This is a genomic window from Streptomyces sp. Tu6071 (assembly GCF_000213055.1).
Classification (GTDB): domain Bacteria; phylum Actinomycetota; class Actinomycetes; order Streptomycetales; family Streptomycetaceae; genus Streptomyces; species Streptomyces evansiae.
Window position 1 is genome coordinate 6,795,830 of sequence record NZ_CM001165.1, and the last position, 22,938, is coordinate 6,818,767.

14 protein-coding genes, 1 rRNA gene and 1 pseudogene are annotated in these 22,938 nt (G+C 73.3%); 11 read left to right on the top strand and 5 right to left on the bottom strand.

Going from position 1 to position 22,938, the window contains the following annotated elements; all coding sequences use genetic code 11:
• Window positions 1-30 precede the first annotated feature (30 nt).
• Window positions 31-4,953 (top strand): hypothetical protein, encoded by a 4,923-nt coding sequence (locus STTU_RS28885; protein ID WP_007829463.1) that lies wholly within the window; start codon window positions 31-33, stop codon window positions 4,951-4,953.
• On the opposite strand, the gene STTU_RS28890 is transcribed toward STTU_RS28885, so the two are convergent.
• On the bottom strand, window positions 4,881-5,534 hold the full coding sequence (locus STTU_RS28890) for a hypothetical protein (RefSeq protein WP_043256629.1): 654 nt from the start codon (window positions 5,532-5,534) through the stop codon (window positions 4,881-4,883). The two genes, STTU_RS28885 and STTU_RS28890, sit on opposite strands and share 73 nt — an antisense overlap.
• 522 nt (window positions 5,535-6,056) lie before the next feature.
• Between STTU_RS28890 and STTU_RS28895 the strand changes: the two genes are divergently transcribed.
• From STTU_RS28895 to STTU_RS28910, 5 genes and pseudogenes are all read left to right on the top strand, one after another.
• Window positions 6,057-8,756 (top strand): nitrate- and nitrite sensing domain-containing protein, encoded by a 2,700-nt coding sequence (locus tag STTU_RS28895; protein ID WP_043256632.1) that lies wholly within the window; start codon window positions 6,057-6,059, stop codon window positions 8,754-8,756.
• A complete protein-coding gene (locus STTU_RS28900) occupies window positions 8,753-9,196 on the top strand; it encodes a roadblock/LC7 domain-containing protein (protein ID WP_010277239.1) in 444 nt (147 codons plus the stop codon). The genes STTU_RS28895 and STTU_RS28900 overlap by 4 nt, the downstream gene beginning before the upstream one ends.
• Window positions 9,197-9,208: 12 nt before the next feature.
• Window positions 9,209-9,364 (top strand): annotated as a pseudogene (locus STTU_RS36275) (DUF742 domain-containing protein); the annotation flags it as partial.
• A gap of 165 nt (window positions 9,365-9,529) precedes the next feature.
• Entirely contained in the window at window positions 9,530-9,844 is a 315-nt protein-coding gene (locus STTU_RS35725; RefSeq protein WP_406709503.1) for a DUF742 domain-containing protein, read from the top strand.
• 86 nt (window positions 9,845-9,930) lie between these two features.
• Window positions 9,931-10,527 (top strand): GTP-binding protein, encoded by a 597-nt coding sequence (locus STTU_RS28910; RefSeq protein WP_007829473.1) that lies wholly within the window; start codon window positions 9,931-9,933, stop codon window positions 10,525-10,527.
• A gap of 45 nt (window positions 10,528-10,572) precedes the next feature.
• Here STTU_RS28910 and STTU_RS28915 read toward each other — a convergent pair whose 3' ends face one another.
• Window positions 10,573-10,938 (bottom strand): DUF962 domain-containing protein, encoded by a 366-nt coding sequence (locus STTU_RS28915; RefSeq protein WP_007829475.1) that lies wholly within the window; start codon window positions 10,936-10,938, stop codon window positions 10,573-10,575.
• A gap of 107 nt (window positions 10,939-11,045) precedes the next feature.
• On the opposite strand from STTU_RS28915, the gene STTU_RS28920 reads away from it, so the two are divergent.
• Together STTU_RS28920 and STTU_RS28925 are read left to right on the top strand one after the other, a co-directional pair.
• Window positions 11,046-11,873 carry a M15 family metallopeptidase gene (locus tag STTU_RS28920; RefSeq protein WP_007829477.1) on the top strand — a complete coding sequence of 276 codons (828 nt, stop codon included), beginning with the start codon at window positions 11,046-11,048 and terminating at the stop codon, window positions 11,871-11,873.
• Window positions 11,874-11,946: 73 nt separating this feature from the next.
• Window positions 11,947-12,507: an NUDIX domain-containing protein gene (locus tag STTU_RS28925; RefSeq protein WP_043256634.1), complete on the top strand. Its 561-nt coding sequence runs from the start codon at window positions 11,947-11,949 to the stop codon at window positions 12,505-12,507.
• A 9-nt stretch (window positions 12,508-12,516) separates the two neighbouring features.
• Here STTU_RS28925 and STTU_RS28930 read toward each other — a convergent pair whose 3' ends face one another.
• Window positions 12,517-14,655, bottom strand: a complete 2,139-nt coding sequence (locus tag STTU_RS28930) for a TIM-barrel domain-containing protein (protein ID WP_234019333.1) — start codon at window positions 14,653-14,655, stop codon at window positions 12,517-12,519.
• Between the two features lie 562 nt (window positions 14,656-15,217).
• On the opposite strand from STTU_RS28930, the gene STTU_RS28935 reads away from it, so the two are divergent.
• Together STTU_RS28935 and STTU_RS28940 are read left to right on the top strand one after the other, a co-directional pair.
• Window positions 15,218-17,197 carry an acetoacetate--CoA ligase gene (locus STTU_RS28935; RefSeq protein WP_007829499.1) on the top strand — a complete coding sequence of 660 codons (1,980 nt, stop codon included), beginning with the start codon at window positions 15,218-15,220 and terminating at the stop codon, window positions 17,195-17,197.
• A gap of 109 nt (window positions 17,198-17,306) precedes the next feature.
• Window positions 17,307-18,281 carry a hypothetical protein gene (locus STTU_RS28940; protein ID WP_052862433.1) on the top strand — a complete coding sequence of 325 codons (975 nt, stop codon included), beginning with the start codon at window positions 17,307-17,309 and terminating at the stop codon, window positions 18,279-18,281.
• 40 nt (window positions 18,282-18,321) lie between these two features.
• On the opposite strand, the gene ptsP is transcribed toward STTU_RS28940, so the two are convergent.
• Entirely contained in the window at window positions 18,322-19,992 is a 1,671-nt protein-coding gene (ptsP, locus tag STTU_RS28945; RefSeq protein ID WP_043256638.1) for a phosphoenolpyruvate--protein phosphotransferase, read from the bottom strand.
• A 62-nt stretch (window positions 19,993-20,054) separates the two neighbouring features.
• Complete coding sequence (locus STTU_RS28950) at window positions 20,055-20,504, bottom strand: PTS sugar transporter subunit IIA (protein WP_007829508.1); 450 nt, start codon at window positions 20,502-20,504, stop codon at window positions 20,055-20,057.
• 663 nt (window positions 20,505-21,167) lie between these two features.
• On the opposite strand from STTU_RS28950, the gene STTU_RS28955 reads away from it, so the two are divergent.
• Window positions 21,168-22,696 (top strand): 16S ribosomal RNA (locus STTU_RS28955).
• The last annotated feature ends 242 nt before the right edge of the window (window positions 22,697-22,938 follow it).

Below are 22,938 nucleotides of genomic sequence, written 5' to 3' on the forward strand. Positions count from 1 at the left end.
GCCACTCCACCGCTGCCGAAAGTCCGCACCATGTACGAGCTGTCCCGGGTCCGCCTCTACTCGATCGGCCCCGCCGGGGCCCGGTACGCCGACACCGTGCTCGATCTGCGCTCGGTCGGCGCCCCGGTCCCCGAACCCGCGCCGACCCAGACGGAGTTCTTCGCGGACGAACCCAGCGGACCGCCCCGCAGGCCCGCCCCCGCCGGGGTCCTCTTCCTGGAGAACGGCGGCGGCAAATCCGTCCTGCTCAAGCTGATCTTCTCGGTCATGCTCCCCGGCCACCGCAACACCCTCGGCGGCGCCAGCTCCGGCGTGCTCCGCAAGTTCCTGCTCGCCGAGGACTGCGGCCACGTCGTCCTGGAGTGGCAGCACACGCGGACCGGCGAGTGCGTCGTCGTCGGCAAGGTCAGCGAGTGGCGCGGTCGCCAGGTCTCCAACGACCCGCGCAAATTCGCCGAGGCGTGGTACTCCTTCCGGCCGGGCCCCGGCCTCAGCCTCGACTCGCTGCCCGTCGCCGAGTCCAACGCGGTCCGCCCGATCGCCGAGGGCATCTCCGCCGCGCGGGGCCGCCGCCGCACCATGAAGGGCTTCAGGGACGCACTCGTCGAGGCCGGGAAGTTCTACACCCACCTCGACGTGCACTGGGAGGAGACCCACGAGCGCTGGACCGAGCACCTCGGCGAACTCGGCCTCGACCCCGAGCTGTTCCGCTACCAGCGCGAGATGAACGCCGACGAGGGCGAGGCCGCCGGGCTCTTCGCGGTCAAGAAGGACTCCGACTTCACCGACCTCCTGCTGCGCGCCGTCACCGACACCCGCGACACGGACGGCCTCGCCGACCTCGTCCACAACTTCGGCGGCAAGCTCGGCCGCCGCTCCGAACTCCTCGCAGAACGCGACTTCACCGCGGGCTCCGTCGACCTCCTCGGCCGCATCGTCGACGCCACCGCGCACCGCGAACGCGCCCGCGACATCCACGGCGCCGCCGCCCGCCGCACCCGCGCGCTCGGCCGCCGCCTCGCGGCGCGCGCCGCCGGTGAACGCACCCGCTCCGCCGAGCTGTCCGGCCGGCTCGGCGCCGCCGCCGAAGCCGTCACCGAGGCGGGCACCGCCCGCGACCGCGCCGCCCTCGTCGCCGCCGAACTCGCCTACCGGCACGCCTCGCTCGCCCTCGCCGCCGGGGAGAAGGCCGCGACGGCCCAGCGCCGCGAACTCACCGAGGCCCGCACCCTGCACTCCGCGTGGCAGGCCGCCGAGACCGTGCTGCGCGCCCGCGCCGCCGCCGACCGCTCGGCGCGCGTCGCCACCGCCATCCGCGAGGCCGAGCGCGACGCCGCGCCCGCGCTCGCCGCCCGCGCGGCAGCCGCCGCCGACCTCGTCCGCGCCCTCCAGGACGCCGCCGAACGCGCCGAGAGCCACGCGACCGAGGAGGAGGAGCGCTCCGCACACCTCCAGTCCGCGGGCGAGAGCGCCCACCGCGACGCCACGGCGGCGGCCACCGACGCCCAGCGCGCCCGCAGCGACGCCGGGCACCTGCGCCAGCGCCTCGCCGAAGTCGAGCAGGAGACCGAGGAGGCCGTACGGGCCGGCTGGCTCGACGGCTCCTCGCCCGACGCCGACCCGGCCCGCGCCGCGCTCGCCGCGAGCGACGCCGAGAAGGAGGCCACCGCCGCCTGGGCCGAGGCCCGCAGGCGCGCGGCCCACGCCTCCGACGAGGCCGCCGAGGCGGCCCGTACCGCGTCCGGCGCCGAACTCACCGCCGCCCGCGCCTCGGACGCCGCGCGCGCCGCCGAACTCGCCCACCAGGCCGAGTACGCCACCGCCGCGAGCCTCGCCCGCGAGGACCGCCTCGCGGCCCTCCTGGGCCTCCCCACCGCGAGCGGCACCGCGGTGCCCCAGCAGCGCGGCCCCGGCAGCGGCACGGGCGCGGACGACGGGACAGGCGCGGGCGCCGACCCCCTCACGGACGCCGGGCACAGCACCCCCGCCGGGCTCGACGCCGAGACGCTCGACCAGAGCGCCGAGACCCTGCGCACCCTCCTCGACGACGCCGTCACCGAGGCCGAGCGCCGCCTCTTCGCCCTGCGCACGGCGGCCCAGGACGACGCCCGCATCCTCGGCGCCCTCGGCGACGGCGGGCTCCTGCCCCCGGGCCCGGACGTCCTCGCCACCGTCGAGTACCTCGGCGAACAGGGCATCCCCGCCCTGCCCGGCTGGCGCTACCTCGCCCAGTCCGTCGACCCCGCCGAGCACCACCGCGTCCTCGCGGCCCGCCCCGAACTCGTCGATGGCGTCGTCATCACCGACCCGGGCACCCACCGCCGCGCCCGCGAAGTCCTCGCCCAGGCCGCCCTGCTGCCCCGCTCCACCGTCGCCGTGGGCACCTCCTCGGCCCTCCTCGCCCCCTCCCCGCGCGACGCGGACGAGGAGGAGTCCGTCTTCCTCGTCCCGCCGAACCCGGCGATGCACGACGAGAACGCGGCCGACGAGGAGCGGCAGCACCTGCGCGCCCGCGCCACCGCCCGCGAGGAGGAGATCCGCACCCTCGCCGCCCGCCTCGGCAAGGACCGCGAACTCGGCGCCCGCCTCGGCTCCTGGCGCTCCGGCTGCCCCGCCGGACGGCTCGGCGAACTCGCCGCCGCGGCGGCCGAAGCCCGTACCGCGGCGACCGAGGCCGCAGCCGCCCTCGAAGAGGCCCGCGCCCACCGGGTCGAGACCGAGGAGACCGCGAGCGCCGCCGCCCTCGCCCGCGAGGAACGCGGCGAGGCCGCGCAGCGCGCCCGCCGCGCCGCCGACGCCCTCGCGGGACTCGCCCACCGCCTGCGCGAACGCGGCCGGTGGACCAGCCGCCTGCGCGAACTCGCCGAGGAGGCCGCCGAGGCCGAGGCCCGCGCCCAGACCTGCCTCGAACGCGCCCGCGCCGCCGACGAGGACCGCCGCGCCGCCCAGCGCGCCGCCGACGACGCCCGCCGCACCGCCCGCACCCTGCGCGCCGAACGCGCCGAGATCGCGGGCGCCCCCGAGGAACTGCCCGCCCCCTCCGACGAGGCCCGCAGCGCGGCCCTGCCCACCCTGCGCGAGGCGTACCGCGCGGCGTCCCAGCTCTACGAGAAAGTCGGCGTCGGCGCCGACCTGCGCGCCGAACAGGCCCGCGCCGAGAGCGAGGAGACCTCCGCCCTCGCCGAACTCGAACGCCTCAGCAACAAGGTCCGCACCCGCGCCTCCGGCCTCCTCGAAGGCCCCGACGGCGCGGACGGGCCCTCGCGGCAGGCCGCCGCCGGGCGCGCCGAGGAACTCGTGCAGATGCTGGAGGCCCGCGCCAACGCCGCGAGCGAACAGCTCGGCCGGCTGCGCGGCGAGGCCGAACGCCTCGCCCCCGAGGAGGGCGAGGCCCACACCGCGCTCCCCGACGACCTCGCCCCCGCCGACGCCGAGCAGGCCCAGACTCTCCTGCGCACCGCGAGCGCCGAACTCGCCGCCCGCGCCGAGGCCCTGGACGCCGCCCGCGCGACCCACACCGCCCTTGGCCACGACCACCGCGCGGCGGAAGAGGCGGCGGCGGGCTTCGAGGAGACGACGGCGCTCCTGCGCGACCTGCTCCGCGACAACCTCGCCCGCGAGAGCACCGAAACCGAGCCCGGCACCCCGGCGCCCGAGGAGACCGAGCCCTTCGCGGGAACGCTCACCGAGGCCCGTACCGCCACCGCCGAGGCCCGCCGTTCACTGCGCGGCTGCGCCGCCGACCTCGCGGCGGCCGATGCCGCCGTCCGCGAGGCGAGCGACATCCTCGTCCGGCACGCCAACTCCACGCGTTACGAGCAGGTTCGCACCCTCGCGCGTCAGCAGATCAGGGAACTGCCCGCCGCCGCGCTGCCCGAGCACGCGGCCCGCTGGGCCGAGGCGTTCGCCCCCCGCCTGCGGGTCCTCACCGACGAACTGGAACAGCTCGAACGCAACCGCGACTCGATCGTCGACCGACTGCGGGGCCTCGTCGAGTCCTCGCTCGCCACGCTCCGCGCCGCCCAGCGCCTCTCCCGCCTGCCCGAGGGGCTGGGGGAGTGGTCGGGCCAGGAGTTCCTCCGCATCCGCTTCGACGAACCCGATCACGCGAGCCTCACCGAACGGCTCGGCGAGGTGATCGACGAGGCCACCCGCGCCGCCGTCCGCAAGAACGCCGACCTGCGCCGCGACGGCATGAGCCTGCTCCTGCGCGGCGTACAGGCCGCCCTGGAACCACGCGGCATCGCCGTCGAGATCCTCAAGCCGGACGCGGTACTGCGCGCGGAACGCGTGCCGGTGGGCCAGATGGGCGACGTCTTCTCGGGTGGGCAGCTGCTCACCGCCGCGATCGCGCTGTACTGCACGATGGCGGCGCTGCGCTCCAACGACCGGGGCCACGACAGGCGCCGCCACGCGGGCACGCTCTTCCTCGACAACCCCATCGGCCGCGCCAACGCCACGTACCTGCTCGAACTCCAGCGGGCCGTGGCCGACGCGCTCGGCGTCCAGCTCCTCTACACGACCGGGCTCTTCGACACGACGGCGCTCTCCGAGTTCCCGCTCGTCATCCGGCTGCGCAACGACGCGGACCTGCGGGCCGGGCTGAAGTACATCAGCGTCGAGGAGCACCTGCGCCCCGGCCTGCCCAAGGAGCCGGACGCCGAGGGAGTGCACGCCCAGATCCAGGCCACGCGCTTCTTCGAGCGCCCGCAGGAACCCACCGAGCGTGCGCAGGAACCCGCCGAGCGTTCGCAGGAGTCCGCGGACCGCCAGGAGAGACGTGCCTCGCGTCCGCAGGAGTCTGCGGAGCGCTCGCGGGACGCCGCCCCCCGTTCCCGGAAGCGTGCCGAGTCGCCCGACCCCGTCGGGGGCCCCGGCTCTCAGGCCGCCGCCGCGTCCGTCCCGCGCCCGGCCGTGCCGGAGGCGGAACGGGGGGAGCGGCCCGCCTCCTGAGCGGGAGCGCCGGGAGCGGGCGGCGTCGCGGCGGTACGGGGCGAGGGGGGCTCGGTGACGGAGCGCCGCTCCGCCCGCGCCGCGAGCCTCGCCGCCTTCAGCGCCTGGCGGCGCTCCCTGCGCAACTGCCGCGCGGTGCTGCCCGGCTGGGACACGACCCCGTTGCGCTGCACCCACACCTGCCGGGTGACCCACACGTCGAGGACGCCCCACGTCGCCACCACCGTGCTCGCCACGCTGCTCAGCACCATCGGGAAGGCGAGCCAGGAACCGGCGAGCGTGCACAGGAAGGCGGTCACCGCCTGGCACAGCGTGAGCGCCACGATGATGACGGCCCGGACCGCCGAGGTGCGCACCGCGTCGGGGAGGCGGCGCCGTACCGCGGGCTCCTCCCTCCACAAGGAGTCCCGCCGCACCGCCTCGCGCCGCCGCCGCGCGAAGTCCGCGTCCTCGGCCGCCTCCTCGCCGTACTCCTCGATGCTCCACTGCGGCAGCGGGGTCTCCCAGGCGGCCGGCTCCCCGGCGGCGGCGCGCTCCGCCGTCCGCCTCTCGTCCTCGATACCGCGCTCCACGGTGCTCATCACGCAGCCAACTCCCCACCACTCGCCGAACGGACCACCACCCGGGGGACACGAGCGGCTCTCCTTTTCGCTGCCCGCCCCACGCCGCTTTAGTCGGCCCCGAGGGGCCGCACACGCGCGCGGGACCACGCGGGCACCGGCCCGCTTCCCACCCCTACAGACGAAGAAGTACCCGCGAGGGTTTCCTCCCCTCGCCCGTGATTGACCCCTGATCCGCCGGAATTCACCGGGCCGTCCCGCGATGCCCCCGCGCGTACCGTCCGCGCGACTCCGCACCCTGTGGTGAAAGCCGCCCCGTACCCCCTCAACAAGAAAACTATCCGGACATGTCTTCGAGTTGTAGCTGAGGCAGTAGTAGAGTCACGCCGATTCACGAGGCACGCGCGCGCCCCCGCAGGGGCCGCCCGTGGCCGCTCGCGCCCAGCGGCGCGCACGGCCCGGGAGCGGGCGCCCGACCCGTCCACCGGCGGTGGGCGGAGCCTCGGGAACCGGCCGACGGGGACACCACAGGGGGACGACACCATGCGCTTTCGCGGGAAATCCATCCGCCGGAAGATCGTGGCCCTGCTGCTCGTGCCCCTCCTCTCACTCGGCGTGGTCTGGGCCTACGCGACCGTCATCAGCGGCCAGGAGGCGTACCAGGTCCTCGGCGTGAGCCGGCTCATCGACCGCGCCGGCCAGCCCGTCAAGGAAGCGACCCGCGCCCTCCAGCAGGAACGCACCCGCACCCTCGTCTACCTCGCCGACCCGCGCGGCTCCGACGTGTTCGCGGCGATGCGCCGCAGCTACTCCACCACCGACGAAGCGGTCGAGAAGGTCCGCGGCGTAGCCCGCGACAACGGCCTCCGCAACCGCATGAACGCCACATCGCGCCGCGAACTCGATGCCCTCGTCGGCTCGTTCACGGACCTGACCGCGCTGCGCCGCAGCGCCGAGGACAACCGCCTCTCGCGCACCTCCGCGCTCAAGCTCTACTCCGACCTCGTCGAGCCCTGCTTCGGCTTCCTCACCGACCTGCGCTCCGTCAAGGACGTCGCGCTCGACAAGCGGGGGCGCGGGGTCGTCGGCGTCGACCGCGCCCGCGAACTCCTCACCCAGGAGGACGCCGTAGTAAGCGCCGCCCTCACCGGGCACCGCCTCGGCCGCGACGAGATCCAGAAGGTCTCCGACCTCATCGCCCAGCGCGAACTGCTCTACGACACCAACCTCGCCCTGCTGCCCGACGAGGAACGCAAGGACTTCGAGGCGTACTGGAAGAAGCCCGGCACCTCCGTCCTCACCGACGCCGAGTACGGGGTCAGCCAGTCGACACCCAGCGCCGTGGCCGTCGTCGACGCCGCGACGTGGACCAAGGCCGCCACGAAGGTCCTCGCCGACCTCGCCGCGCGCGACGACGCGATCGAGAGCGCCTACCGCGACGCCGTGACCCCGTACGCGCACGGCGTCCTGCTCCGTACCGGCGGCGCGGGCTTCCTCGGCCTCGTCGCGCTGCTCCTCTCCCTCTACCTCTCGGTGCGCATCGGTCGCTCCCTCGTCCGCGACCTCTCCGGGCTGCGCCGCCGCGCCAACGAGACCGCCGGGGTCCGCCTGCCCGAGGTCATGCGCAGGCTCGCCGCGGGCGAGGAGATCGACATCGAGACCGAGGCGCCGCGTCTCGCCCACGACCGCGACGAGATGGGACAGGTCGCCCAGGCCCTGGAGACGCTCCAGCGCGCCGCCGTCGAGGCCGCCGTGCGCCAAGCCGACATGCGCAAGGGCGTCTCCGAGGTCTTCGTCAACCTCGCCCGCCGCAGTCAGGTCCTGCTCCACAAGCAGCTCACCCTGCTCGACACGATGGAACGCCGCACCGAGGACACCGACGAACTCGCCGACCTCTTCCGCCTCGACCACCTCACGACCCGTATGCGCCGCCACGCCGAGGGCCTCGTCATCCTCTCCGGCGCCGCCCCGGCCCGCCAGTGGCGCCGCCCCGTGCCGCTCATGGACGTCGTGCGCGCGGCCGTCTCCGAGGTGGAGGACTACGAACGCGTCGAGGTGCGCCGCCTGCCCCGTGTCGCCGTCACGGGCGCGGCCGTCGGCGACCTCACCCACCTCCTCGCCGAACTCATGGAGAACGCCGCTGTGTTCTCGCCGCCGCACACCGCCGTGCAGGTGCTCGGCGAACGCGTCGGCCAGGGCTTCCTCCTGGAGATCCACGACCGCGGCCTCGGCATGACCAAGGAAGCGCTCCTCGCGGCGAACCAGCGCCTCGCCGAGACGCCCGAGTTCGAGCTCTCCGACACCGACAGGCTCGGCCTCTTCGTCGTGAGCCGCATCGCCCGCCGCCAGGGCGTCAAGGTCTCGCTCCAGCCCTCCCCGTACGGTGGCACGACCGCTGTCGTCGTCCTGCCCGAGAAGCTCCTCACCGACGTGCCCGGTACCGACGGCGCGGGTCTCCCCGCGGTCTCCCCGGACGGGCCCGTCGAACTGGAGGCCCCCGTCGCCGCGCCGGGGCGCACGGCGGTACGGGAGCCGGTGCCCGCGGGCGCCGACGAGGGACCGCGCGGCCCGCTCACCCAGCTCGGCGCGCTGCCCCGCCGTCCGGTGCCCAAGCTCGTCACCTCGCACGGCCGCCCGGTCGGCGACCACGCGCAGGCGGACGAGGCGCCCGAGCCCGACGCCGAGCACAGCCGCCCCACCCCGGCCCCCGGCGCGCTCCCGTCCCGCCGCCCCCGCGCGCGGACCGGCGAGAGGGCCGGTGACACGTCCGGCGACGGGTCCGGTGACACGTCCGGCCAGAAGCCCGGCGCGAGGCCAGGTGCGAGGACGGCGTCGGCGAGCGCCCCCGCGCCCGCGAGCGCTCCGGCAGAGACCGAACGGAACGCGTCGGGCACCTCGCCCGCAGGGCGGGGCGGGGGCGGTACGGGGGCCGAGGCGGCCCCCGCCGGGGGCCCCACGGGCCTGCCCCGCCGCGTACGACAGGCAAGCCTCGCCCGCCAACTGCGCGAGCAGCCCGAGCCGAGCGCGCCCACCGGGCCCGAACCGGAGCGGGACGCGGACGCCGTACGGACCCGGATGGCCTCGCTCCAGCGGGGCTGGCTCCGGGGCCGCGAGGAGGAAGCCGCGGCGGACGCCGGGCCCGCCCGGGCCCGCGCCACCGAGGACGAGGACGGACCGGAAGCCACCGGGCCCGCCCCGCACAGCACAGCGCAAGGAAACACTCCGGAAAGGGACGGTCGATGACTGCGCCAAGGACCGCCGCGTCAACTCCGGGAGCCCCCGGTGGCACCCACGAACTCAACTGGCTGCTCGACGACCTCGTCGCCCGGGTCGCCAGCATCCGCAAGGCGATCATCCTCTCCAGCGACGGCTTGCCCACCGGGATGTCCGAGGACATCAGCCGCGAGGACAGCGAACACCTCGCCGCCGTCGCCTCCGGCTTCCACAGCCTCGCCAAGGGCGTCGGACGCCACTTCGACGCGGGCAGCGTCCGGCAGACACTCGTCGAACTCGACGACGCCTTCCTCTTCGTCTCGGCGGCGGGCGACGGAAGCTGCCTCGCCGTCCTCGCCGGACCCGACGCGGACATCGGCCAGATCGCCTACGAGATGACGCTCCTCGTCAAGCGGGTCGGCGTCCACCTCGGCCAGGCCCCCCGCACCGACATCTCCGCCGGGGGATAGAGGCAGGCCATGATGAGCGACGCCGGTCACGAGACAGCCCGCTGGTACGACGACGAGGCGGGACCCGTCGTACGCCCCTACGCGATGACCCGGGGCCGCACGAGCGCCACCGGCGGCCACCGGCTCGACCTCATCGCCCTCGTCTCCGCCGTTCCGCCCCCCGGTGACCCCGGACCGGGCGGACCGGCCGGAGCGCGGGAACCCGACCGACCGCGCGGCACGGCGGCGGACAGGGGCGGCGGCCCCCGCACCGGCCCGGACGAGGGGGTCCGCACCAGCTCGGACGTGGGGGTCCGCACCGGCCCGGACGTGGGGGTCCGCACCGGCCCGGACGTGGGGACCGGCGGCGCGGACCCGGGGGAGTCCGCCGCGACAACCGCCCCCGCCGCCCCTCCCTGGCCCCTCCCTCCCGAGCAGGACGCCCTGCTGACCCCCGAGCACGTCGAGATCCTCGCCCTGTGCGGCGGCGCCCCGCAGTCCGTCGCCGAGATCGCCGCGGGACTCGACCTCGCGATCGGCGTCGTCCGGGTCCTCGTCAGCGACCTCGCCGAAGCCGAGCTCGTCACGGTCACCCGCCCCGTGCCCCCCGCCGAACTCCCCGACGAGAGCGTGCTGCGGGACGTCATCGAAGGATTGCGCGCCCTGTGAGAAAGCGGCGCCCGCCGCCGCCTCGCGCACCCCCCGTCCACCCCCCCACGCCCGCCGCCCGGCGGGGCCGCAGGAGAAGAGACCGAATGAACGCCCTCAGTGGCCGGACCGACCGGCCGCTCACCCTCAAACTCCTCGTCGCCGGGGGGTTCGGGGTCGGCAAGACGACCCTCGTCGGCGCGGTCAGCGAGATCAGGCCGCTGCGCACCGAGGAGATCCTCACCGAGGCGTCCCGCCCGGTGGACGACATGCGCGGGGTCGAGCAGAAGCGCACCACGACGGTCGCGGTGGACTTCGGCCGCATCACCCTGCGCGAGGAACTCGTCCTCTACCTCTTCGGCACCCCGGGCCAGGACCGCTTCTGGTTCCTGTGGGACGAACTCGCCCAGGGCGCGCTCGGCGCAGTCGTCCTCGTCGACACCCGCCGCCTCGCGGACTCCTTCGCGGCCGTCGACTACTTCGAGCGGCGCGGCATCCCCTTCGTCGTCGCCGTCAACCGCTTCGACGGAGCGGAGGACCACCCGCTCACCGAGATCCGCGCCGCCCTCGATCTCGACCCGCACGTTCCCCTCGTGCCCTGCGACGCCCGGGCCCGCGACTCCGTCAAAGCGGTCCTCATCGAGGTCGTCGAACACGCCCGCCGCCACGCCGTGGCCCAGCGCGAGAGCCACACCGCCCACTGAACCGGCACCGCGCGGACCGAGCCGGAGCGCCGCTCCGGCGGCGGCTCAGGAGCCGGTCGTACGGTGCTCCGCGAGCCACTTCCGGGCGATCTCGCCCAGCTCGGCGTCCCGGCCGGCGAGCATCATCCGGATCATCGCCGCGTCCCCCCTCAGCGACCACGCCGGGTGCCCGAAGGTCGCCGGGTTGTTCCGCTCGATGAGGAAGTGCGCCGGCCACGCGGTCCCGTAGCCGATCACGGGCAGCGCGGCGAGATACCTGGGCCGCCCCCGCGCCAGCCCGTACGCGCTCACCGCGAGCCCCGTCAGCGTGCCCGCCAGGTGCACCCAGCGCGTCGCCGCCCTGGAGTGCATGGCCACGTAGTACGGCCAGAACTCCTCGTAGCTCCCGAACTCCCGCGCCTCGTCGCTCATACCGGGCACGGTAACGGCTCCCCGGGCCGTACGGAACGCCCCCGCTCGTATGCGATCCGCGGGCGCCCCCTGGGAATCCCCGCCCCCCACTGCTAAACCCGTACCCCATGAGACGACGCACCCCCACAGCGCTCCGTTCCCTCCTCCTCGCCGTCCTCCTCTCCCTCACCTTCGCGACCGTCACCGCCCAGGCGTCCCCGACCCCCCGCACCCCCCACCGCGACCCAAAGGCCCCCACCTCCTTCGTGGAACTCCGCGACATCGATCCGACGATCATCGAGGACATCCGCTACGCCACCCCCCACAACTTCACCGGCGTCCCCGTCACCGGCTACACCCAGCCGCTCTGCCTCCTCACCCGCTCCACGGCCGAGGCCCTCCACCGCGCCCAGCGCCACCTCCTGCGCCGTGGCTACTCGCTGAAGGTGTACGACTGCTTCCGCCCCCAACGCGCCGTCGACCACTTCGTCCGCTGGGCAGAGGACCTCTCGGACCAGCGCATGAAGGCGGAGTTCTACCCCCGCGTCGACAAGACCCGTCTCTTCGCCGACGGTTACATCGCGGAGAAGTCCGGCCACAGCCGCGGCTCCACCCTCGACCTCAGCTTCGTCCGCCTCCCCGCGCACCCCACCCGCCCCTACGTCCCCGGCGAGACCCTCACCTCCTGCTACGGCCCCAAGGCCGAGCGCTTCCCCGACGCCGCCGTCGACACCGGCACCGGCTTCGACTGCTTCGACACCCTCGCCCACACCGACGATCCCCGGATCACCGGCGTCCAGCGCGCCCACCGCGACCTCCTCACCACCACCCTGGAACACGAGGGCTTCACCAACCTCCCCGAGGAGTGGTGGCACTTCACCCACCAGCCCGAGCAGTACCCCGACACCTACTTCGACTTCCCCGTCAGCCGCCGCTCCCTGACCTCCCACCACTGACACCCCCTCAACTCCCCGGACCCGCCCACACCCTCCTGTCACCCTCACCCCAGGGATCGGATAAAGTCCGCGCGTGTCCCGGACCCACTCCCACCCCGACGGCTCCGCCGATGCCCCGGCCCCCGCCGGTCCGCAGCCCTACTCGCACTGCGCGAGCTGCGGGGCCCCTTACGCCGAGGCCCGCTCCTGGCCGCGCACCTGCGCCGTCTGCGGAGCCACCGCCTACGGCAACCCGCTGCCGGTCGCGGTCGCCCTCCAGCCCGTGTACGACCGCGCCGGTACCGGACTCGTCGTCATCACGCGTGCCATCGAACCCGCGAAGGGCACGGTCGCCCTCCCCGGCGGCTTCGTCGACCACGCCGAGGACTGGCGCCACGCCGTCGTACGCGAACTCCGCGAGGAGACCGGCATCGACGCGGAATCACGGGACGTCCGCCTCGCCGATGCCCTCAGCTCGCCCGACGGCCACCTCCTCCTCTTCGGCGTCCTGCCGACCCGTCCCGCCGCCGAACTCCCCAGTTCCGTCCCCACCGACGAGACCGACGGCCGCCACATCCTGCGCGAGCCGGCCCGTCTCGGTTTCCCCCTCCACACCCTCGCCGTCCGCGCCTGGTTCGAGGGCCGCTACCAGTAACCCCCGCGCTCACGCGGGCCCCACCGCCTCCGCGGCCCCCAAGCCCCTCACCCGCACGGGCCGTCCCGCGGCCGACGCCCCGCCCGGTCCCGCGCCCGGACCTCCGCTCCGCTCCACGACCACCTCCCCGTCCGCCCCCAGCCTGCTCGTGTACCGCTCGACGAGGGGAGGCGACCAGCCCCCCTCCTCGTCGGGGATGTACAACCCCGCTCCCGGCCCGCTCTCCGGCAGCGGCGCCCACACGTCGAGTACCGTGTCGCCCGCCTCCCGCACCGGGACCACCGCTCCCGCACGGACCAGGACCGGGACCCGGTCGAGCGGTGCCGCGACCTCGACCGTGCGTTCCCCCTCGTACACCACCTCCGTCGCCGTGTCGTACCACTGCCCCTTCGGCAGCCGCACCCGCCTGCTCCGTACTCCCGGCTCGCACACCGGCGCCACCAACAGCGCCTCGCCCACCAGGAACGCGTCGCCCACCCCGCGCAGCGCCCGGTCCTCCGGCGTGAACCACCACACCGGGCGCACCCACGGGCCGCCCCACAAACCCGCGTGCCGCGCCAGCGTCGTCCAATAGGGACCCCACCGTTCGCGCTCGCCCGAAGCGGCCCCTCCCGCACTCCCTCCCTCCGCCCCATCACTCCACGGCAACCACCGCACCAACTGCTCCCACCGCACCGCCCATTCCACGCCTTCGTCCGAAAGGCTTCCCTTCGACCTCCTCACCTCTGACGCCCGCACCCCGCGCGTTCGAACTCCCGGTGTCCGCACTCCGGGTGTCCGCACTTCCCCACCCCGCGCGCCTCGCCCGCCGTCACCCGTCCCCGGCACGCCCGGCCCGCAGAACGGCACCCCGCACAGTCCCAGCCCCAGCACCCGCTCCACCGCGCGCGGCAACTCCGCCCAGTCGCCCGCCTCGGGGCCCGGCAGGCACACCCCGCCGTACCGCTGCTGCCCGGCCCACACGCCCACCGCCAGCTGCAAGGGCCGCTCGCCGGGGAAGGCCCCGCGCAATGAGTGGAACACAGCCCGAGCCCTGCACAGTTCCAGAACGCCCCCCATTCCTTCGAACGAGTGAACGAAGCCGTGCCGTCCCTGACCAGCGAGCGCGACGTACCGCTCACCCTCCCGCGCCCGCACCTCCGAGTCCGTCCACTCCGGCACCCCGGGCCCCGCATCCCGGCCCGCGCTCCCGCCGAACCGCCGCGTCAGCCCCCCGTCCCCGCCGAACCGCCGCGTCAGCCCCGCGCCCGAGCGGAAGCCCCGAGTCAGCCCCGCGCCCGCGCCGAACCCCCGCGTCACCTCCCCGCTCCCACCGAACCGCCCCCCGGGCCCCGCACCCCCGCCGAACCCGCGCCTCCGCCCCGTGGTCAGGCACCCCTCCACCGCCCCGGGCGCGCCCCCGCCGCGTACCACCACGAGCTCCCGCCCCGCGCCGCCCAGAGCGTCCCCCGGCGGCGGCACCGGAGCCCCTGTCAGCGAGGCCCAGCCGTAGGCGAGCCGCTGCGGCGAGCCGACCACGACCCAGGACCGCACCGGGCCCCCACTCATCCGCAGTTCCGCGACCCCCACCCGGTCATGCCCCGAACCCGCGCCCTCCCGGCCGGGCCGCAGCAGCCATTCCCCCTCCTCCTCCGCGTCGTGGAAGACGAGATGGCACCCCGCGTCCGCCTGCACCACCTGCACCGGCATCCGCAGACCGGGCCGCACCCCGCCCACCGTGTACGCGCCCTCCGCCAGGACCGCCCCGTCCCGCCCCGCGCCCAGGAACACGGCGTCGGCGGCCACCTCCGCGCGCGACACCCAGCGCCCGCCGCCCCGCACCGACCCCGCCGCCTCCCACCACCGCGGCGGCGCCTGCCTGCGCAACATCACGCCGCCCGGGGTCCGCACCTCCACGGTGCCGTCCCGCGCCACCGTCAGGCCGAGCCGCTCCGAGACCAGCCGCACCCCGCCCTCGGTGTCCGGCTCCAGCACGACCCGCTCGTCCGGCGCCACCGCCTCCGCACCCGTCAACGCGTACGAGGGCAGCGGCGCGGCACCGTCCCAGCCCAGGAAGAGCGCCCCGCGCACCGTCACCCGGACGTACAGTTCCGAGCGCGCGAACCGCACGAGACCGCCCCCCGGCGCGGGCTCCAGCGCCGTCAGCACCCCTGGCACCCGCGCCCGCACCGGCGCCACCCCACCCCCGCGACACGCCGCGCGCCCGCCCCGTACCGGCCGTCGAGCGACTCCCGGCGACAGCGCGCCGGACCGGCCGCCACCGGCGTCGTCTCCCCGCGCAGCCGTCAGCCAACGCACCAGGTCACGAGCGATCATGAAGCAAGGGTGTCATCCACCCGGCCGACCGGTGACCTCGTTCGACGTCCGTTCACTCAGGTGTCCTCCCCACGCCACCCAACCCTCGCCGAGCGCCCCGAAAACCCGTACGACCTCCCCGGGGGCCCCGTCCTCCCACCTGGCGGAAAACCCTCCGCACGACCAGCCGTCCCACGTGCCGGAGCACACCGGCCCCCTGTTGTCCATGTCCCGCGGCACCCCTTCCCACCAGCACCTCGTCCCTCTCCCACCCTGGTGCCGGGACCGCGTCCGTGGCATCGTCCTTCGCAGCGCCCGGTCCGCCGGCCCGGCGCGGTCCGCCGAGGCCGGCACCGGGCCCCTCACCGACCCCGACGCGGCACAGCCGCCGCGTACCGCCCCTTGGAGCCGCCCCGTGAGCACCGCAGCCCAGCCGCCCCAGCCCCTGTGGGAACCAGGACAGGACCGCGCGGCGAGCGCCGCCGTCACCCGGTTCCAGACCTGGGCGGCCGAGCACCACGGCGCCCCCGCCGAGGGGGGCTACCCGGCCCTGCACCGCTGGTCGGTCGAGCACCTCGACACCTTCTGGCAGTCCGTCGCCGAGTGGTTCGACGTCCGTTTCTCGACACCGTACGAGGACGTGCTCGCCGACCGCTCGATGCCCGGCGCCCGCTGGTTCACCGGCTCCCGCCTCAACTACGCCGAACACGCCCTGCGCACCGCCGAGGAGCCCTTCCTCGCGGGCGAGGCCGCCCTCCTGCACGTCGACGAGACCCACGGCCCCGAGCCGATGACGTGGGCCGAACTGCGCCGCCAGGTCGGCTCCCTCGCCGCGGCCCTGCGCGCGCGGGGAGTGCGGCCGGGCGACCGCGTCAGCGGCTACCTGCCCAACGTCCCGCAGGCCATCGTCTCCGTCCTCGCCACCGCCGCCGTCGGCGCCGTCTGGACCTCCTGCGCCCCCGACTTCGGCGCCCGCAGCGTCCTCGACCGCTTCCGCCAGGTCGAACCCGTCGTCCTCATCGCCGTCGACGGCTACCGCTACGGGGGCAAGGAGCACGACCGTACGGACGTGGTCGCCGAACTGCGCGCCGAACTTCCCACCGTCCGCACCTTCGTCCACGTCCCGCTTCTCGGCACCCCCGCCCCCGAGGGCGCCGAGACCTGGGCCGACGTCGTCGCCGGCGACGAGGAGCCCGTCTTCGAACAGGTCCCCTTCGACCACCCCCTGTGGGTCCTCTACTCCTCCGGCACCACCGGACTGCCGAAGGCGATCGTCCAGTCCCAGGGCGGCATCCTCGTCGAACACCTCAAACAGCTCGGACTCCACTGCGACCTGAGCACCGGCGACCGCTTCTTCTGGTACACGTCCACCGGCTGGATGATGTGGAACTTCCTCGTCTCGGGCCTCCTGACCGGATCGACCCTCGTCCTGTACGACGGCAGCCCGGCCTTCCCGGACACGGCCGCCCAGTGGCGCGTCGCCGAGACCACGGGCGCGACCCTCTTCGGCACCTCGGCCGCCTACGTCATGGCCTCGCGCAAGGCGGGCCTGCACCCCGCCCGCGACTTCGACCTCAGCCGCGTCCGCTGCGTCGCCACCACCGGCTCCCCGCTGCCCCCGGACGGCTTCCGCTGGCTCCACGACGAGGCGGGGGAGGACGTGTGGATCGCCTCCGTCAGCGGCGGCACCGACGTGTGCAGCTGCTTCGCCGGAGCCGTCCCCACCCTCCCCGTGCACATCGGGGAACTCCAGGCCCCCGCCCTCGGCGTCGACCTCCAGGCATGGGACCCCGGGGGCAGGCCGCTCGTGGACGAGGTCGGGGAACTCGTCGTCACCCGGCCCATGCCCTCCATGCCCATCCGCTTCTGGAACGACCCGGACGGGACTCGCTACCACGACAGCTACTTCGACACCTACCCCGGCGTCTGGCGGCACGGCGACTGGATCACCCTGACCGGACACGGCTCCGTGATCATCCACGGCCGCTCGGACTCGACCCTCAACCGCGGCGGCGTCCGCATGGGCTCCGCCGACATCTACGAGGTCGTCGAACGGCTCCCGGAGATCCGCGAATCGCTCGTCGTCGGCGTCGAACAGCCCGACGGCGGCTACTGGATGCCCCTCTTCGTCCAGCTCGCCGAGGGCGCCGTGCTCGACGACGCCCTCCGCACCCGTCTCGCCACCGCACTGCGCACCGAGCTGTCCCCGCGCCACGTACCGGACGAGGTCATCGCGGTACCGGCGATCCCGCACACCCTCACCGGCAAGCGCCTGGAGGTCCCCGTCAAGCGACTGCTGCAGGGAACCCCTCTGGAGAAGGCAGTCAACCCCGGCTCGGTTGACGATGTGGAACTCCTGCGCGGCTATGAACGTTTGGGGCGCGCACACTCCTGAATCGCTCGCCGCCGCCCCGGAACAGCCCCGGGGCGGCGGGCCCGCGACGGTCGCCGAGGGGCGTTGTCAGTGCCGCCGCCTACGGTGTGCGATCAAGTGAAGGCACTCCGTGAGGGAGCGCCTCGACGACGCACCAGGAGGCCCCCATGGCCCGCCAACGCACCGCCCCCGCCCCGACCGCCACGGCCGGCGGCTCGACCGCGTCGACCGCGAACTCGTCGGCGCCCTCGCCCTCCTCGCGGAGGAGGAGGACTACCACGGCATGACCCGCTACGGAGCCCCCCGCTTCCACGACCACACGCAGTACCTCGACTCCGTCGACACGGTCCTCAGATCCCGCAGGACAGGGGGCCGCCGCACCCGCGTCGGTCTCCTCGACCCCGAGGAGTACGCGGCCTATTGCGCCGGCTCAGGACTCGACCCCGGTGTCCCGGAGAGCCGACAGCGCTTCACCGAGCACCTCGTCGAGACCGGCGCGACCCTGCCGTACGAGGGCCGTCCCCTCGCCGACCTCCTGCCCGACCTCGCCCACCTCGCTCTGCGCCGGGCCACGTTCGCCTACGCGGGCGAACTCCTCGACGCGGCGGGACGCTGCGAGGAGTGCGGCGAGATCCTCGCGAGAGCCGCCTTCGACCGCGCCTCGGAACTGCTCACGGCGGCCTGCCACGCCCTCGGCGCGGGCCGCCACCACCTGGTGTGCAGTACGAGCACGCAAGCGGGCCCCCTTCTCGCCGAGTTCGACATCGACACGGTCCCGGGCACGTGGCCGCACCCGGAGGAGTCCGCGGCCCTGGACCTCACCACCGTTCTCGCCGCCGCACTCGCGGCGGGGCTGCCCTGCGGGCTCGTCGCCCGCACGAGCGGACCCGACGCCAGTGACGCCGTGCGCGGCTGGCGGCTGCGCGAGCACACCCTGCGCCCCCTCACCGCCGCCGAGGTCTTCGACGCCTACTGCACGGACACCGAGACCGGCGAGCCCATCCCGCCGGAGCCGGGCGTCGACTACCGCGCGGCGCCCGTCCTGACGCCCCCGCGCACTCCCTCTCACGACCACGGCCGCGACGGGGAGGACGCACAGGAATGAACCACGCACACGCATGAGGCCGCGGTTCTCCGGCGACCGCCTACTCGCCGGAGAGCACGGCCCCCGCCGCCCGCCGCGCCTCCTCGGCCCCGTCCTCGGCCCGCGCCGCGCCCGCCGCCCGCTCGCACTGGGCGCGCGTGTACTTCGCCAGGGTGGAACGGACGTAGGGGAGCGCCGTGGGACTCATCGACAAGGAGGTGACGCCAAGCCCCGTCAGCACACACGCGAGGAGCGGATCGGCCGCGGCCTCGCCGCACACCCCGCACGTCTTCCCCGCCTCGGCCGCCGCACGGGCGGAGGCGGCGATCAAATCGAGCAGCGCGGGCTGCCACGGGTCCTGCCAGCGGGCCACGGCGCCCACCTGCCGGTCCGCCGCGAAGGTGTACTGGGCGAGATCGTTGGTGCCGAGCGAGACGAACTCCACCTCCCGCAGGATCGCCCCGGTCCGCAGCGCGGCGGCGGGAATCTCCACCATGGCCCCGGACTTCGCGTGCAGCCCCGCCGCCCGGCACGCCTCGGCGAAGGCCCGCGCGTCCGCCCGGTCGGCCACCATCGGAGCCATGACCTCCAGGTGCACGGGGAGTCCTTCGGCCGCACTCGCCAGCGCGGTCAGTTGGTCCCGCAGCACCTCGGGACGGTCGAGGAGCGCCCGCAGCCCCCGCACACCCAGCGCGGGATTGGGCTCGTCCGAGGGGTGGAGGAACGCCAGCGGCTTGTCCGCGCCCGCGTCCAGGACGCGGACCACGACCCGCCGGTCCGGGAACGCCTCCAGCACGGAGCGGTACACCGCCGTCTGCTGCTCCACGGAGGGCGCCCGCTCGCTGTCGTCGAGATAGAGGAACTCGGTACGGAACAACCCCACCCCCTCCGCACCTGCCTCGACGGCGGCGGCCACGTCGGAGGGCCCCCCGATATTGGCGAGCAGCGGCACCCGGTGGCCGTCCGAGGTGACGCCGGGACCCGTGCTCGCGGCCAGGGCCGCCTTCCGCTCGGCGGCCAGGGCCTCCAACTCCTCGCGCTTGCGCGGCCCGGGGGAGACGAACACCTCCCCGGCGCTCCCGTCCACGGCCACCGTCGTCCCCTCGGCGAGTTCCGTCGCGCCCGGGAGCGCCACGACGGCCGGTACGCCGAGGGCGCGGGCGAGGATGGCGCTGTGGCTCGTCGGGCCGCCCTCCTCGGTGATGAAGCCGAGCACGAGTGCCGGGTCGAGCAGCGCCGTGTCGGCGGGCGCGAGGTCCCGGGCGACGAGTACATAGGGCTCGTCGCTGTCGGGAACCCCTGGCATCGGCACACCGAGGAGTCGCGCCACGATGCGATTGCGCACGTCGTCGAGGTCGGCGACGCGCCCGGCGAGGTATTCGCCGGCTCCCGCGAGCAGTGCGCGGTAGGAGGCGAAGGCGTCGTAGACGGCGCGTTCCGCCGTGGAGCCGACGGCGATCCTGCGCTCGACGTCGGCGAGGAGTTCGGGATCCTGCGCCATGAGCGACTGGGCCTCCAGGACGTCCTGCGCCTCGCCCCCGGCGAGGTGACCGCGCGCGGTCAGGTCGGCGGCGACGGCGTCCATGGCCTGCCGCGCACGGGCCTGCTCGCGCTCGGCCTCCTGCTCGGGGATCTGCTTGGCCGGCGGTTCGAGTACCGCCGTGCCCATGTGCCGTACCGCGCCGATCGCCACCCCGTGGCTCACCCCGACGCCCCGCAGCCTCGTCTCCATGCCCACCGTCTCCGCTCGCTCGGGTTCCGTGCCCGTCCCCTGCCCGTACCGCCCCGCGGCCCTCACTCCCAGCCGAAGAGTGTGTCGCCGGGCTGTACGGCGTCGCTCTCCCGCACATCGGAGAGCGCGTCCATCGTCGCCTCCAGGGCGATGACGGGACAGACCGGTGACTTGCCCTTCGCTTCGATGGCCGAGGGATCCCAGCGCACGAGCGCCTGCCCCCGCCGCACGGTGTCCCCCTTGCTGACGAGCAACTCGAAGCCTTCCCCGTTGAGCTGCACGGTGTCGATGCCGAGGTGGGTCAGGACGCCGTGGCCCTGCTCGTCGACCACGACATAGGCGTGCGGGTGGAGGGAGACGAGCACGCCGTCGACGGGGGCGACGGCCTCGATCGGCTTCCGTTCGGGGTCGACGGCCGTTCCCGGGCCGACCATGGCACCGGAGAAGACCGGGTCGGGGACGTTCGCGAGTCCGATGGCGGTACCAGCAAGCGGTGAGGTCACGACGGTCATGACTTGCCTCCCTGGGCGGCGAGGTCCTGGGCCGCCCCACTGGGCGGGAACGGCACGGAGATCGTCAGACTAAGTCACCGTCTGTGCCGTTTTGAGCGGGCCGGGCCGAGGCGTCCTCGCGAGGGCACCGCGGAATCGATTTGCACCCGTAGGGAGCAGAGCTGTACAGTCGTCATCCTGCCTGGGACCGGGCACGCCTCACGAGGCGGCAGTTCCAGGTAATCCGATGAAGTCGAATCCCTTTCATTCCGGCGGGGAACCCTCATGTCCGAGGCCCCGGTCAGAACAGCGAAAAGGAACTGATAGAGTCGGAAACGCCGAAAGGGAAACGGAAAGGCCGAAAGGTCGGGCCGGGAACCGGAAGGCACCGAGGAAATCGGGTCCGCGAGGATCTGGTAGAGTCGGAAACACGAAATACCGAATACCGAAGGGAAAACGCCCGGAGGAAAGCCCGAGAGGGTGAGTACGAGGGAAGCGTCCGTTCCTTGAGAACTCAACAGCGTGCCAAAAGTCAACGCCAGATATGTTGATACCCCGACCGATGGTCTTCATGGCCTGAGGTTGAGGTTCCTTTGAAATAAACACAGCGAGGACGCTGTGAACCTGGGAGATTATTCCTCTCCCGGTTCCGCTCTCGTGGTGTCTCCCGATGACGGGAAAACATTCACGGAGAGTTTGATCCTGGCTCAGGACGAACGCTGGCGGCGTGCTTAACACATGCAAGTCGAACGATGAACCGCTTTCGGGCGGGGATTAGTGGCGAACGGGTGAGTAACACGTGGGCAATCTGCCCTGCACTCTGGGACAAGCCCTGGAAACGGGGTCTAATACCGGATACTCACTGCCTTGGGCATCCTTGGTGGTGGAAAGCTCCGGCGGTGCAGGATGAGCCCGCGGCCTATCAGCTAGTTGGTGAGGTAATGGCTCACCAAGGCGACGACGGGTAGCCGGCCTGAGAGGGCGACCGGCCACACTGGGACTGAGACACGGCCCAGACTCCTACGGGAGGCAGCAGTGGGGAATATTGCACAATGGGCGAAAGCCTGATGCAGCGACGCCGCGTGAGGGATGACGGCCTTCGGGTTGTAAACCTCTTTCAGCAGGGAAGAAGCGAGAGTGACGGTACCTGCAGAAGAAGCGCCGGCTAACTACGTGCCAGCAGCCGCGGTAATACGTAGGGCGCAAGCGTTGTCCGGAATTATTGGGCGTAAAGAGCTCGTAGGCGGCTTGTCACGTCGGTTGTGAAAGCCCGGGGCTTAACCCCGGGTCTGCAGTCGATACGGGCAGGCTAGAGTTCGGTAGGGGAGATCGGAATTCCTGGTGTAGCGGTGAAATGCGCAGATATCAGGAGGAACACCGGTGGCGAAGGCGGATCTCTGGGCCGATACTGACGCTGAGGAGCGAAAGCGTGGGGAGCGAACAGGATTAGATACCCTGGTAGTCCACGCCGTAAACGGTGGGCACTAGGTGTGGGCAACATTCCACGTTGTCCGTGCCGCAGCTAACGCATTAAGTGCCCCGCCTGGGGAGTACGGCCGCAAGGCTAAAACTCAAAGGAATTGACGGGGGCCCGCACAAGCAGCGGAGCATGTGGCTTAATTCGACGCAACGCGAAGAACCTTACCAAGGCTTGACATACACCGGAAACGGCCAGAGATGGTCGCCCCCTTGTGGTCGGTGTACAGGTGGTGCATGGCTGTCGTCAGCTCGTGTCGTGAGATGTTGGGTTAAGTCCCGCAACGAGCGCAACCCTTGTCCCGTGTTGCCAGCAAGCCCTTCGGGGTGTTGGGGACTCACGGGAGACCGCCGGGGTCAACTCGGAGGAAGGTGGGGACGACGTCAAGTCATCATGCCCCTTATGTCTTGGGCTGCACACGTGCTACAATGGCCGGTACAATGAGCTGCGATACCGCGAGGTGGAGCGAATCTCAAAAAGCCGGTCTCAGTTCGGATTGGGGTCTGCAACTCGACCCCATGAAGTCGGAGTTGCTAGTAATCGCAGATCAGCATTGCTGCGGTGAATACGTTCCCGGGCCTTGTACACACCGCCCGTCACGTCACGAAAGTCGGTAACACCCGAAGCCGGTGGCCCAACCCCTTGTGGGAGGGAGCTGTCGAAGGTGGGACCAGCGATTGGGACGAAGTCGTAACAAGGTAGCCGTACCGGAAGGTGCGGCTGGATCACCTCCTTTCTAAGGAGCATCTGACTCTCTCGGTTTCGGCCGGTGGGGTCCAGAGCCATAACGTCGGCGAATGTTCGACGGTGGTTAGCTCATGGGTGGAACGTTGACTATTCGGCACTCTCTGATTCTTGGGTCACTAGTACTGCTTCGGCGTGGAACGTGGGTTCAGGGGGATGGAGGGTGCCGGGCACGTTGTTGGGTGTCTGAGGGTACGGCCGTATGGCTAGCCTTCTTGCCGACCCCAGTGAAGC